13 protein-coding genes are annotated in these 13,416 nt (G+C 32.5%); 1 reads left to right on the top strand and 12 read right to left on the bottom strand.

Going from position 1 to position 13,416, the window contains the following annotated elements; all coding sequences use genetic code 11:
* Window positions 1-29 precede the first annotated feature (29 nt).
* The 11 genes from rfbB to FLP_RS17880 all read right to left on the bottom strand — a co-directional run bounded on the left by rfbB (window position 30) and on the right by FLP_RS17880 (window position 11,568).
* A complete protein-coding gene (gene rfbB / locus FLP_RS17930) occupies window positions 30-1,076 on the bottom strand; it encodes a dTDP-glucose 4,6-dehydratase (RefSeq protein WP_065450876.1) in 1,047 nt (348 codons plus the stop codon).
* A 10-nt stretch (window positions 1,077-1,086) separates the two neighbouring features.
* Window positions 1,087-2,088, bottom strand: a complete 1,002-nt coding sequence (locus tag FLP_RS17925) for a mannose-1-phosphate guanylyltransferase (protein WP_065450875.1) — start codon at window positions 2,086-2,088, stop codon at window positions 1,087-1,089.
* Window positions 2,089-2,091: 3 nt separating this feature from the next.
* Complete coding sequence (locus FLP_RS17920) at window positions 2,092-2,514, bottom strand: adenylyltransferase/cytidyltransferase family protein (RefSeq protein ID WP_065450874.1); 423 nt, start codon at window positions 2,512-2,514, stop codon at window positions 2,092-2,094.
* A gap of 15 nt (window positions 2,515-2,529) precedes the next feature.
* Window positions 2,530-3,843 (bottom strand): nucleotide sugar dehydrogenase, encoded by a 1,314-nt coding sequence (locus tag FLP_RS17915; protein WP_065450873.1) that lies wholly within the window; start codon window positions 3,841-3,843, stop codon window positions 2,530-2,532.
* 268 nt (window positions 3,844-4,111) lie between these two features.
* Window positions 4,112-4,579, bottom strand: coding sequence for a UpxY family transcription antiterminator (locus FLP_RS17910; RefSeq protein ID WP_065450872.1), 468 nt, complete (start codon window positions 4,577-4,579; stop codon window positions 4,112-4,114).
* An 83-nt stretch (window positions 4,580-4,662) separates the two neighbouring features.
* A complete protein-coding gene (locus FLP_RS17905) occupies window positions 4,663-6,054 on the bottom strand; it encodes a UDP-glucose 6-dehydrogenase (protein WP_065450871.1) in 1,392 nt (463 codons plus the stop codon).
* Between the two features lie 29 nt (window positions 6,055-6,083).
* On the bottom strand, window positions 6,084-7,067 hold the full coding sequence (locus FLP_RS17900; RefSeq protein ID WP_065450870.1) for an SDR family oxidoreductase: 984 nt from the start codon (window positions 7,065-7,067) through the stop codon (window positions 6,084-6,086).
* 9 nt (window positions 7,068-7,076) lie between these two features.
* Complete coding sequence (locus FLP_RS17895; protein ID WP_065450869.1) at window positions 7,077-9,524, bottom strand: polysaccharide biosynthesis tyrosine autokinase; 2,448 nt, start codon at window positions 9,522-9,524, stop codon at window positions 7,077-7,079.
* A gap of 15 nt (window positions 9,525-9,539) precedes the next feature.
* Window positions 9,540-10,331, bottom strand: coding sequence for a polysaccharide biosynthesis/export family protein (locus FLP_RS17890; protein WP_065450868.1), 792 nt, complete (start codon window positions 10,329-10,331; stop codon window positions 9,540-9,542).
* Between the two features lie 70 nt (window positions 10,332-10,401).
* The gene (recR, locus tag FLP_RS17885) at window positions 10,402-11,022 is read right to left on the bottom strand and encodes a recombination mediator RecR (protein WP_065450867.1); all 621 of its coding nucleotides are present in this window, start codon (window positions 11,020-11,022) and stop codon (window positions 10,402-10,404) included.
* 180 nt (window positions 11,023-11,202) lie between these two features.
* On the bottom strand, window positions 11,203-11,568 hold the full coding sequence (locus FLP_RS17880; protein ID WP_065450866.1) for a CoA-binding protein: 366 nt from the start codon (window positions 11,566-11,568) through the stop codon (window positions 11,203-11,205).
* 151 nt (window positions 11,569-11,719) lie between these two features.
* Between FLP_RS17880 and FLP_RS17875 the strand changes: the two genes are divergently transcribed.
* Window positions 11,720-12,349, top strand: a complete 630-nt coding sequence (locus FLP_RS17875) for a MarC family NAAT transporter (protein ID WP_065450865.1) — start codon at window positions 11,720-11,722, stop codon at window positions 12,347-12,349.
* 88 nt (window positions 12,350-12,437) lie between these two features.
* Here FLP_RS17875 and ctlX read toward each other — a convergent pair whose 3' ends face one another.
* Window positions 12,438-13,373, bottom strand: a complete 936-nt coding sequence (gene ctlX, locus FLP_RS17870) for a citrulline utilization hydrolase CtlX (RefSeq protein WP_065450864.1) — start codon at window positions 13,371-13,373, stop codon at window positions 12,438-12,440.
* Window positions 13,374-13,416 lie beyond the last annotated feature (43 nt).

Genomic DNA, 13,416 nt, shown 5'->3' with positions numbered 1-13,416 from the left:
TCTTAAAAAAATAAGCAATTAAAGTATTGTTATGAGTATTGTTTTTCATAGTATTCCTTATAAGAGCCAGATGTTACATTATGCAGCCACTCTTCATTATTTAAATACCAATTTATAGTTTTTTCTAATCCCTCTTCAAAAGTAACAGATGGCTTCCATCCTAACTCTTTATTAATTTTAGAAGCATCAATCGCATAACGCAAATCGTGACCAGGTCTGTCTTTCACGTGTGTAATTAAATCTTGGGATGTTCCAGATTCTCTTCCTAACTTCTGATCCATAATTTGACATAGTAATTTAACCAAATCAATATTTTTCCATTCATTAAATCCTCCAATGTTATAGGTTTCATGGTTATTACCTTTATGGAAAACTAGATCTATTGCAATCGCATGATCTTCTACAAATAACCAATCACGTGTATAGTTTCCATGTCCGTAAACCGGCAATGGTTTATTATTTATAATATTATTTATAAAAAGTGGAATTAATTTTTCTGGGAAATGGTATGAACCATAATTGTTCGAACAATTAGTCAAGACATATGGCAAGCCATATGTTTCACCATAAGCTCTAACAAAATGATCAGAACTAGCTTTTGAAGCAGAGTAAGGAGAATTAGGATCATAAGCTGTTGTTTCAGTAAATAATCCTTCAGCGCCCAAAGACCCATATACTTCATCTGTACTTATATGGTAAAATCTTTTATTCTCAAAATTTCCTTTCCATTGATTTTTTGCTGCATTTAACAAATTCATAGTTCCAATAACATTTGTTTTTACAAATGCTAAAGGATCTTCAATAGATCGATCAACATGTGATTCAGCTGCTAAATGAAGAACTCCGTCAAAATTATGAGTAGCAAAAAGTTCAGTAATAAAAACTTCATCAACAATATCACCTTTTACAAAAGTATAATTTGATTTATTCTCAATATCTTTTATATTCTCCAGATTCCCAGCATAAGTTAAGACATCCAAATTAAAGATTTGATAATCTGGATATTTATTAACAAAACGTCTCACTACATGAGAACCAATAAAACCAGCACCGCCAGTTATAAGAATTTTTTTCATTTTAATTTTATTAATTTAATAAATCTGAATTTATCTTTTCTAATTCACTGTAGATATCTTTAACATCTTGTGAGTTTTCTTTTTGCAAAATTAAATTAGCGCTATCTGTATAAACAAAAATAGTGTTTTTTAGACCCAGAAAAGTTGTATGCTTCCCTGAACCAATAACCATATTACCATTTTTATCAACTGGATGCCCCTTTAGAATTAAATAATCATAGACCGATTCAAAAGAACCTAAATCTGACCATGAAAAAGAAGCAGGAACGACTTTAATTTTTTTACTACGTTCCATCACAGCATAATCGATACTAATGGATGGAATTTGCATTGATAATTCCAAATCTAAAAACCCTTCTTTAGATGCTTCCCAAACTGCTTTGGATTTTTCATAAACATCTGGCTGAAATTGTTTTAATTCATCTAAAAGCACTCCTGCCTTAAAACAAAACATTCCACTATTCCATAAAAAATTACCTTTTGCAATAAATTCTTTTGCAGTTGTTTCATTAGGTTTTTCACGAAATGATACTACTCTATCACCTTTCGATTCAATATAACCATAACCTGTTTCTGGCTTTGTAGGTATAATTCCAAATGTTACTATGAAACCTTCTTTAGCTTTTGAAACTGCTTCTTGGATAGCATTGTTATAATCATCCATTTTATCAATAATATGATCAGAAGGAGTTATAATTAAAACATCACCAGGATCTGATGCAAAAGCCGAAAATGCTATGGCAGCAGCTGTATTTCTTGGTGTAGCCTCTACAATATTCAAATAAGTTGTATCGGTTTTATTCATTACTTTTCCACTCAAATGATGATTATCGACATTCCCAACCACCATCACTTTATTGGCCAAATGCCTGTTACGATCTACAGTCATTTCGAATAAAGATTTATTTTCAAATATTTCCAAATATTGCTTTGGTTGACTTTTACGAGAAAGTGGCCAAAGTCTACTCCCAACGCCTCCTGTCAAAATTACATGAGTTATCGACAATTCCATATATTATATTTTTTTTAATTGTTTTTCAGCAACCTCTCTTCTAAGGTTACTACTTGAAAATCGATGATCTCTAACATTAAAATATAATGCTATTCCTTTTTCTTCGCAATAAGCGCGACCAGTAAAATTTTTATCACGATACTCATCTCCTATAATACGTACATCTATTTTAAAGGATCGTAAAATATCTTCTAAATCTTGTTCTGTTGCATAAGGAACAATTTCATCAACAAATTTGCAGCCTTTTAATTGTATATATCTTTCTACTACTGTTTGTGAGGGACTATTTTTTTCAGGACGATCAAGTGTTGGGTCTGTTTGTAAACCAACTATTAAATAATCGCATTCCCTTTTTGCTTCTTCCAACATTTTAATATGTCCGGCATGTAATAAATCAAAAGCACTAAAAGTTATTCCTACTTTCATAATTTAATTTAAAAATTAAAGTCTATTATCAGCTATACTACCCAAAACTCCTTTGACATCGTATAATAAACTATTTTCTTTTTGCAACTCTGAAAAATTTAATTCTAAAAATTCTTTGTGAGAAACTCCGAGCACAATTGCGTCAAATGTATCATTTGGCAAAGTGTTAATTGTTACTAAATTATATTCTTTTTTTACATCATTCGCATTAGCCAATGGATCAAATATGGTAACTAAAATTCCGTATTCTTTTAATGCTTTTACAACATCTACAATTTTTGTATTACGAACATCTGGACAGTTTTCTTTAAAAGTAATTCCTAACATCAAAAGGTTTGCACCATTTACCGAAATACCTTTTTTGATCATCAGCTTTACGATCTGCGAAGCCACATATTCACCCATACTGTCATTTAAACGTCTTCCTGCTAAAATGATTTCAGGATGATATCCGAATTCCTGAGCTCTTTGTGCTAAGTAATAAGGGTCTACACCAATACAGTGTCCACCTACTAATCCTGGTTTAAATGGCAAAAAGTTCCATTTTGTTGATGCGGCTGCTAGCACTTCTTGTGTATCAATATTCATTAAATTGAATATTTTTGCTAATTCATTTACAAAAGCAATATTGATGTCTCTTTGTGAGTTTTCAATAACTTTAGCTGCTTCTGCCACTTTTATACTTGGTGCTAAATGCGTTCCCGCAGTAATTACTGACTTATATAAATTATCAACTTTTAAACCAATTTCAGGTGTTGAACCTGAAGTGACTTTTAATATTTTTTCGACTGTATGTTCTTTATCTCCCGGATTTATTCTTTCTGGTGAATATCCGGCATAAAAATCCTCATTAAATTTTAATCCTGAAACTTTTTCTAAAACTGGCACACACTGTTCTTCTGTAACACCTGGATAAACAGTTGACTCGTAAATTACGATATCTCCTTTTTTTAATATCTTACCAACAGACTCACTCGATTTATATAAAGGAGTCAAATCAGGACGATTATTTTTATCAACTGGTGTAGGAACTGTAACTATAAAATAATTACAATCTGCAATATCGTTTAAAGAAGTCGTGCAGTACAATCCGGCTTTAGTGGTAGAATTATCTACTAAAACAGCTTGCAAAGTAACATCATCAACTTCTAATGTTGTATCTGTACCTGATTTTAAAGAAGCTATTCTTGCTTCATTAATATCAAAACCTATAACTGAATATTTAGTAGCAAATAATCGAGCCAAAGGCAGGCCAACATAACCCAAACCAATAATGGCTATTTTTACGTTTTCGTTCAATTTGTAATCTTTTTTATCTATTTCAGTCATAACAATTCACGGCTTCGCCACTCTGAGTCACAAAATTGGACACAGATACTCTAAAATCATTTTCGGCAAATATAACATATTAAGTCAATCTATTCAATACGGTTTCCCGTAATACAGAAAAAACAAGCAAATAAATAGTACCACTAGCCACCAACACTCTATCAATCAGTATGTAAAAATTCACCTTATAAAAAAAACAGAAAATAAACTTTCTATTTAGAGAAATTTTACCTTCTGTTAGTATCAATAGTTACACAATATAACTACATTATTTATATTTTATTTTAAGAACACATCCTAAAGATTCCAAAACTAATGTATAATAGGTGTTTGAAATTTCCTGAACTATTGCATCCTGATTACTAAAAACTCCTGATTCTAACTTTATACGATCCCCTACCTGAATCGAAGTTACTGAAATATCACTGATATTTGGAGCTGCCAAGCTTGTTTTTATTATTTTAATTTCTTCATCACGAACAATTGCAGGTTTTCCTAACCAAAACAGAAATCGAACTACGCCAGAAACTTGAAAAACAGAACTACGATTAGTATCTTCTAACTGAACAAAAACATAGGAGTTAAAAAGCGGCACCTCAATCTTCTTCTTTCTATCTGTCCATTGTTTGATTTGAATTATTAATGGACAATAACATTCAATTCCAATTTCATTAAGTTTTTCGGCAACTTTTTTCTCCCACTTGGGCTTTGTATACACTACATACCAATTTTTCATTTTTGTCTCTTATTGAAATAAAATTTTAAAACAATCTCTCACTATTCATTTCATATCAAATTTCACCTCAATATCTTTTTCAATTAAGAACCTATTCCTTTATAAATAAACCCTATTGATTCTAATTCTTTTGCATTCAAAATATTTCTTCCGTCAAAAAGGAATGCCGGTTTGTGCATTGAATCGTAAATTTTTTGCCAGTCATAAGTAGTAAACTCATCCCATTCCGTTAGAATCGCAATGGCGTGAGCACCTTTACATGCTTCATAAGCATTATCAAATATTGATAAGGCTTTGCTATTCGCTTCATCACTTCTGGTTTCTAAATAATCTAAATCACTTAACATCTTATTTCTTGAAACCTTTGGATCATAAACAGAAATTTTAGCCTGCTCATTGATAAGATCATCAGCAACATAAATTGCAGCAGATTCTCTGGTGTCATTGGTATCTTTCTTGAAAGCCCATCCCAAAAATGTAATTTTCTTATCCGCAACCGTATTGTATAAAGTCTGAACTATTTTATTCGAAAATCTTCTCTTTTGATGATCATTCATTATAATTACCTGTTCCCAATAATCAGCCACCTCATTTAATCCGTAAGACTTTGCGATGTAGACCAAATTCAGAATGTCTTTTTGGAAACAAGAACCACCAAAACCAACAGATGCTTTTAGAAATTTCGGCCCAATTCTGCTATCCATTCCAATTGCTTTTGCAACTTCGCTCACATCAGCACCCGTTTTTTCGCATAGTTCAGACATTGCATTTATAGATGAAATACGCTGTGCCAAAAATGCATTTGCAGTTAGCTTAGAAAGTTCTGAAGACCAAACATTTGTTGTCAAAATTTTATCTTTGCTTACCCAATTTGCATAAACATCAACTAAAGCATTAATTGCTTCTTCACCTTCCGGCGTTGTATCTCCACCAATTAATATTCGATCAGGATTTAGCAAATCTGTCACAGCAGTTCCTTCAGCTAAAAATTCAGGATTTGATAAGATTTGGAACTGAACTCCATTTCCGGTATTGTCCAGAATACTTTTTATCGCTTCGGCTGTACGTACTGGTAAAGTTGATTTTTCTACGACAATTTTATTATGCTTCGCAACTTTGGCAATTTGTCTGGCACAAAGTTCTATATATTTTAAATCGGCAGCCATGCCTTTTCCTTTTCCGTAGGTTTTTGTTGGCGTATTTACAGATATAAAAATAACCTGAGCCTCATCAATTGCTTTTTCTACTTCTGTCGAAAAGAAAAGATTTCTTCCTCTTGCCTCAGCTACTATTTCTGAAAGTCCCGGTTCATAAATTGGAATATTATCTGTATTTGGATCGTTCCAATCTTTAATTCTTTGTTCATTCAAATCAACAACAGTCACTTGAATATGCGGACATTTTTGAGCAATTACTGCCATTGTCGGACCTCCAACATAACCTGCACCAATGCAACAAATTTTTGTAATTTTCATTTAATTTACTATTATCTTGATCCTTAATTTTATTTTAAATTATTCCAATACCAGCTTACAGCTTCTTTTAACCCATCTTGCAATGAATATTTAGGATCATATCCTAAAATTGTTTTCGCTTTATCTATACTTGCTAGTGAATGCGGAATATCTCCTGCTCTATTTTCTCCATAAACAATTGCTACATCAGCTATTTTAGCATCAAATTCAGATAGATATTTTTTTAAATATACTACCAAATCGTTTAATGTATTGCGATCTCCAAATGCGGTATTGTAAACTGTATTTATAGCTTCCGGATTTTGACTCGTCATTGCCAATTCATTCATCTGAATTACATTGTCGATATAAGTAAAATCACGGGAATAATTTCCGTCTCCATTTATGACTGGACTTTCATGATTCATTAGTTGTGTAACAAACTTTGGAATTACCGCGGCATATGCTCCATTTGGGTCTTGCTTTCTTCCAAAAACATTAAAATAACGCAAACCTATCGTCTCCAAACCATAAGTTCTACTGAAAATTTCAGCATACAATTCGTTTACATATTTTGTAATGGCATATGGTGATAATGGTTTACCAATAACATCTTCTACTTTTGGCAATCCCTCAGAATCTCCATAAGTTGAGGAACTTGCTGCGTATACAAATCTTTTAACTTTCGCATCACGGGCAGCCACTAGCATATTTAGAAAACCGGAAACATTAACATCATTTGTCGTAATAGGATCATTTATAGATCTTGGAACAGAACCTAAAGCTGCCTGGTGCAAAACATAATCGACTCCATCTACCGCTAAATTACAATCGGCGATATTTCGAATATCACCTTCTATCAATTTATAATTCGGATTATCTATAAAATCTTTTAAATTATGGCGGTGTCCTGTAGCAAAATTATCCAAACAAACTACTTTATGTCCTAATCTTAAAAAATATTCGGACAAATTTGAACCAATGAAACCTGCTCCACCTGTAATTAAAATTGTATTTTGAGTTGATGTTTTCATTTTTACCAATTATTTTTTCCTGAATTTATTCAAAATTTCTTGCCAGAAACTTATTTTATCTCCTTCATCATGATAACCATTTGAATAAGCTCCATAGCCGTATCCATATCCATAAGCCGTACCATATTTCGCTTTATTTTCATAACCATTCAAAATAATACTCGCATTTGCAAGCTCACCGCGCTGTACTCTGGTATTTAGCAACGTTATCATGTCTTTTTTAGTATAATTTTGTCTTACTATATAAAGCGTAACATCTGCAAATTGTGCTAACTCTAATGCATCTGAAACTAACCCAACCGGAGGAGTATCCAGAATAATATAATCGTATTTTTGTTTCAGTTCTAAAATCAAATCCCGCATTGCATCGCTCAAGATCAACTCTGACGGATTGGGCGGAATTGGTCCCGAAAGAATAACATCAAGATTCGGAATTTGTGTTGGGTTTATAATCTCAGCTAAACTATTTTGTTTTATTAAATAATTCACAACCCCTATTTGATTTTTCAAACCAAACTCATCTGCCAATCGTGGCTTTCTTAAATCCAGACCAATAATTACCGTTTTCTTTTCGCTTAAAGCGAAAACTGTAGCGATATTTATCGAACAAAATGTTTTTCCTTCACCACTTATAGACGAAGTAATCATCAATGTTTTTGAACCGCTTACTTGTTGTTTTTTATATAAAAACTGCAACGAAGAACGAATAGTTCTAAAGGCTTCAGAAAGCGCTGATTTTGGTTTATCAAAAACTGCTAAATTCAATGAATCTTTATTAACTCCAATGACACCAATCAATGGTATTTGCGTTAATTTACTAATATCTTCAGTATTTTGAATCGAATTATTAATAAAGAAAATTCCAAAAATAAACAGTAAAGGTATTAACGTCCCCAAGAATAAAGCCAGAATATAATTTACAGAAGTTTTTGGACCAATTAATCCACCGCCAATATCTTTTGCAGGATCTATAAAATGAATATCTGATAAATTCGAAGCTTTAACAATCTCAGCCTCATTTCTTTTCTTTAAAAATTCATTATAAATATTATCACTTAAATCATATTTCCTCTGGATCTTCAATAATTCCTGCTGTTGTTCCGGAAGTCTTTTTACAGTACTTTCAGCCTGACCTATTTTAGCATTTACCATTGCCAAATCTGTCAATAAAGATCCTTTTGCAGAAGCAATATTCTCCAGTAAAACATTTTTTACAGCCTGCATCTGGTTGTCAAAATCTTTAAAGATCTTATCACTTTTTACCGCATAAGCCATTTCTGATCTTTGTGTAGAAAGCGCTATAAGTTTCGATACATTCACAACAACATTTGGATCTTCGATTCCGGCAACAGATGGTGCAGGCAATCTCGAATAATCAACGCTATTATTTAAATATGATTTTAAAGAATTGTAGTACGCTATCTTTCTTGTGACCTGATCTCTTTCAACATCAAAATCCATTATTTTATCTGAAACTTTTTCGCCTCCTCCTTCAATCTCATAAATGTTTTTGTCTTTTCTAAAGGTTTTGAGTTCACTTCCGGTTTCTTTCAATTGCGACTCCATTGCAACAAGAGTACTATCAATAAAACGAATGGTATTAGTGGCAAATTGATTTTTTCCGTCAAGCTGAAGTTTGATTAACATTTTTACTGTTGCATTCAAATACTCTACCATTCGGGCTTTATTTGTTCCCTGCATTGATAATGTTAATATTGATCCGCCTTTATCATCAGATCCAACATTTACTCCTCTGTAACCTGATACAGTACCATCAAAATCATTGAATTTTACAAAATATTCGTTCCCTGTGTACATACCGGGATTATCATTGATTTGAAGTTTCCAGTTTAAAAAAGGCAACGAAACTTGCTCTCCAACCTTATATTTTTTTACAAATTCTGTTGGCTGAACCGCAGTATTGCTATAAGTATTATTAGAATAGGTTATTAATGAAACAGAATTATTCTCGAAAGGGATGCGAATTTCATATTCATTAGCACTCAGGAATTTAATACTGATCAAGGTGTTCGCCAACTGACCTTTTGATTTGTCTATATTGACATAAAAAGGAACAGCACCGTAAGAGTCTACTAAATTATATTTTCCCTGGGTAAGGTAATCGATGTAAAATTGCAATTTATCTACCACCAATTCGTTATGAGATCGTGATTGTATAATAGTCGAAATTCCGTTTACCTGATCTGAAACTCCTCCCCAATTAAAAACCAAACTGGTATTTGATGTAAAAAACGGATTTCTTTCTTCTTTTATTGAAACCATCGTTTGCATCGCGTAAATTTTCTCTTTTCGAATATTTACCTGATATGCAATTGTAAAAGCAATTATCAAACTAGCCAAAAACCATTTCCAATAACTTAAAATCTTCAACAAGAATCCTTTAAAATCAAAATTTGAATGATTCTCAAAAATGGAAAAATCTTTTATATCTAACATTTTTTGAATTTAAGTTTAGTTTTTAAGCAATAGAAAAACTGTCGTGGCCAATGACAAAACAGTAATAATTGTAGTTATAGATTCTATACCTGTTTTTCCTGTTCCCCATGTTTTTTGTTTGAGCGGTTTCACATAAACATAATCATTGGGCTGCAAATAAAAGTAAGGTGATTTTATCACATTAACATCTGTTAAATCAATATCATGCATTTGTACGCCTGTTGGAGTCTGACGAATTATTGTTACCTCTTTTCTATTCCCGGTTATGGTTATATCGCCGGCATTTGCAATGGCTTCCATAATATTAACATGCTCCTGAAACAATGTTTTTGTACCAGTACTTCCTACTTCGCCATTTATTGTATATCTAAAACCTGCTAATTTTACGGTAACAAAAATATTAGCTTCTTTTTTAAAATATTCTTCCAGCAATTTTTTTTCAATTGTAACCCGGACTTCTTCAAGCGTATATCCTATAACATTAATTTCTCCTAATATTGGCATTCTAATATTGCCGTGATCATCAACAGTAAATCCGTTAAAATACAATCCTGACTCAGATTTCCCAGCTCCCGAAGCACTATCTGTTGTATTAAAAATTGAAACTAATTTAGGATCAATTGCTTTTATATCGACACTTAAAATGTCATTTACTTGTAATCTATATGGTTTAGATTCTACTGCGGCAATATTATTTTGCTCTGCTGAAGTATTTTTATCCTGCAAATAGGTTAAGTCTTTTACTGGAATACAAGATGTAAACAACACACCAATTAACAGTAATATATAAAAGCCGTTTTTTGTCATTATTGAAATTTTATCGCAAATATAGCTTTTCCTTTAATCTTCAGAAAATCTAGCCTTTATTTGGGTTTATTTAATTGTTTTTGAAAGTTTTTTCGAACGGAACACGATGTAAAATACTTCTTCCGAGTGTAATTTCGTCTGCATATTCTAACTCATCACCTACTGAGATACCCCTGGCAATTGTAGAAATTATAATTTCTGATTCGGCAATTTGCTTATAGATATAAAAATTGGTAGTATCCCCTTCCATAGTTGAACTAAGGGCAAAAATAATCTCGATTACTTTTCCCGCTTTTACTTTTTCGACCAAACTTAAAATATTTAACTGACTTGGACCAACACCTTCTATAGGAGAAATTTTGCCGCCTAAAACATGATAAATTCCTTTATACTGACCGGTATTTTCGATCGCCATAACGTCACGAATATCTTCGACTACGCAAATAGTCTGATGATTTCGTGCCAAATTCGCACAGATTTCGCAAACTTTTGTATCTGAAATATTGTGACAGCTTTCGCAAAATTTAATATCCTCACGCATATTTAATAATGCCTGAGACAAAAAGCCTGTTTGTTCTTTGGGCTGTTTTAATAAATGAAGCACCAAACGCAATGCCGTACGCTTACCAATTCCAGGCAATTGCGACATTTCGTTGACTGCTTTTTCTATTAATTTTGATGAAAATTCCATGACGACAAAAGTAATATTTTTAATGGTTTAGTAGACTGGGAGACAACTAAATTCAATATGATCAAGAATACTAATTATAAATACAAAAGTTCTTTCTAGCCCAGATGGCAACGGCATCCTTTTGTGGTGGGGTTCACCACAAAAGATATAGTGGACAGCTGGAAATAGCTCCTAAAAAAATTAATATTGATTTGTAGCTAATAAAACCAAAGTACAAGCAACTTCTGCCTTAATATTATTCAATTCTAATAATTGATACAATTCCGGATTTTCGGTTCCCGGATTAAAAACTACACGCTTTGGCTGTGCTTCGATTATGTAATTGTAGTAATCACGCTGACGCGTAGGATTTAAATATAACGTTACAGTATCTACATTTTTTACCGGAATTGCTTTGGTATAAATTTTTACGCCTGCAACTTCTCCCGTGTTTTGACCAATTGCCAATACAGTATGTCCTTTTTCGACTAACATATTTATGGCTTTAAAAGCGTAACGATCTGGTTTAGTGGTTGCACCCAGAACTAAGGTTTTTTTATTTTTCATCATTTTTAAATATTTTACAAAAGTAATCAAAAAGAATGAGCTTATTTTAGGTTATTGATTTAGAAATAATAACATTCGAAACAATATCCTAACAAGAATTTGCTTTCGGATATTAAAAAATAACTATTTTTACTTCATTAACTCAAACTTCATGGATTTATTCATTTATTTATTTGCTGCTCTTTTCTCGGTCTTAAATCCGATTGGGACGGTGCCAATTTTTGTTGGACTTACACAACATGATTCTCAGGAGGAACGTTCTCGAATCTCGCTTTGGACTGCTATAAACGTTTTTATCATTTTAATTGTTTCGTTTTTTATTGGCCAATATGTTCTAAGCTTTTTTGGAATTAGTATTGACGCTCTTCGAATTGCGGGCGGAATTGTAATTGTAAACTCTGGTTTTTCTTTGCTTTCCGGAAAAATTAATAAAAAACGAGGAATCAATAAAAAGGTTGAAACAGATGCACAACAGCGTAATGATATTGCACTAACACCATTAGCAATACCAATGCTGGCAGGCCCCGGATCAATATCTTTGCTTATTGCTTTTTATCAGGAGCATCACGGAATGGAGGAAATTGTCATCTCTACCTTGGCTATTTTAGCTATTGCAATTGCCATTTTTGCCATTTTAAAAAGCGCCCATTATTTAGCACGAATATTAGGAGCATCAGGAATTGTTGCTATTTCAAGAATTGTTGGTTTTATAGTAATTTCTATCGGAATTCAATATATCGTAAGTTCGATCATTAATATAGTCAAAGGAAATTTGATGTAACTCGTTCGACATTTCTAATAAAAAAAAATCCAAATTCCAAAAACTGAAAATCAGTAAGGAATTTGGATTTTTTTTTAGTTACTAAAGCTTAATTTCTTGGCAGAAAAACTTCGGCCATCATGCATCTTGCACTTCCGCCTCCGCAAGCTTCAATCGTATCAAGGCTTGAACTTAAAATTTCAGCATGATTTTCTAATTGCGCAATTTGCTTTGAAGTTAAACTTTGATGCGCTGATGCACTCATAACAATATATTTCTTGTCATTTGTACCTCGAACTTCCAGCATATTACCGGCAAAATTATTTACTTGAGCCTCGGTAATCAAAATAATTTCTTTTTTATCCGCTTTTAGGTTTTCAAGAACCATTTTGCGTTCTTTTTTATCATCTATAGAATCTGCACAGATAACCGCAAATGTTTCTCCTAAACACATCATTACATTAGTATGATAGATTAGTTTACGTTCTCCATTGACAGTTTGAAAAGCTTCAAAAATAACCGGAGCATAATCAAAGTCTTCACAGAATTCGATAAATAATTCTTCATCTGCGCGAGGAGACAAAGCGCAATATGCTTTTGCATTCGCACGGTCTAAAAGCAAACTTCCTGTTCCTTCCAAGAAAAAACCATCTTCTTCTGCAGATGTATAATCCATTATATTAGCAATTTCGAATCCTTTATCTTCAAGAGTATCTAAAATATCTTCTCGACGTTCCTGACGGCGATTTTCTGCAAACATTGGATAAAGTGCTACATCTCCATTTTCATGAAAAGAAACCCAGTTGTTTGGAAAAATACTATCCGGAGTATCTGTTTCTAATGTATCATCAATAACCGTAACATCAACCCCAACAGCTCTCAATTTTTCTACAAAAACATCAAATTCTTGTTGCGCTTTTGCATTTACCGTACTTGGTAAAAGTCCGTCTAATACTTTTTGATAATAATTATTTACTGCAGTTTGCTCATTCATTCTAAAGGCAACTGGCCGAATCATTACAATTGCATTTGTTGTTTGTTTCATTTTTATTTTTGTTATGGGTTGTAGGTTATGAGTTATGAGTTTT

Origin of the sequence: Flavobacterium piscis (assembly GCF_001686925.1) — a bacterium.
In the GTDB taxonomy this organism is placed as follows: Bacteria; Bacteroidota; Bacteroidia; order Flavobacteriales; family Flavobacteriaceae; genus Flavobacterium; species Flavobacterium piscis.
This window is presented reverse-complemented; position numbering and strand designations above follow the sequence as displayed.

What these genes read in the sequence shown, in the direction of transcription:
- ctlX (WP_065450864.1), bottom strand. Translation starts at nt 13,373, where the DNA reads ATGAAACAAACAACAAATGCAATTGTAATGATTCGGCCAGTTGCCTTT.
- FLP_RS17900 (WP_065450870.1), bottom strand. Translation starts at nt 7,067, where the DNA reads ATGAAAACATCAACTCAAAATACAATTTTAATTACAGGTGGAGCAGGT.
- FLP_RS17905 (WP_065450871.1), bottom strand. Translation starts at nt 6,054, where the DNA reads ATGAAAATTACAAAAATTTGTTGCATTGGTGCAGGTTATGTTGGAGGT.
- FLP_RS17920 (WP_065450874.1), bottom strand. Translation starts at nt 2,514, where the DNA reads ATGAAAGTAGGAATAACTTTTAGTGCTTTTGATTTATTACATGCCGGA.
- FLP_RS17915 (WP_065450873.1), bottom strand. Translation starts at nt 3,843, where the DNA reads ATGACTGAAATAGATAAAAAAGATTACAAATTGAACGAAAACGTAAAA.
- FLP_RS17910 (WP_065450872.1), bottom strand. Translation starts at nt 4,579, where the DNA reads ATGAAAAATTGGTATGTAGTGTATACAAAGCCCAAGTGGGAGAAAAAA.
- FLP_RS17895 (WP_065450869.1), bottom strand. Translation starts at nt 9,524, where the DNA reads ATGTTAGATATAAAAGATTTTTCCATTTTTGAGAATCATTCAAATTTT.
- rfbB (WP_065450876.1), bottom strand. Translation starts at nt 1,076, where the DNA reads ATGAAAAAAATTCTTATAACTGGCGGTGCTGGTTTTATTGGTTCTCAT.
- FLP_RS17925 (WP_065450875.1), bottom strand. Translation starts at nt 2,088, where the DNA reads ATGGAATTGTCGATAACTCATGTAATTTTGACAGGAGGCGTTGGGAGT.
- recR (WP_065450867.1), bottom strand. Translation starts at nt 11,022, where the DNA reads ATGGAATTTTCATCAAAATTAATAGAAAAAGCAGTCAACGAAATGTCG.
- FLP_RS17890 (WP_065450868.1), bottom strand. Translation starts at nt 10,331, where the DNA reads ATGACAAAAAACGGCTTTTATATATTACTGTTAATTGGTGTGTTGTTT.
- FLP_RS17880 (WP_065450866.1), bottom strand. Translation starts at nt 11,568, where the DNA reads ATGAAAAATAAAAAAACCTTAGTTCTGGGTGCAACCACTAAACCAGAT.
- FLP_RS17875 (WP_065450865.1), top strand. Translation starts at nt 11,720, where the DNA reads ATGGATTTATTCATTTATTTATTTGCTGCTCTTTTCTCGGTCTTAAAT.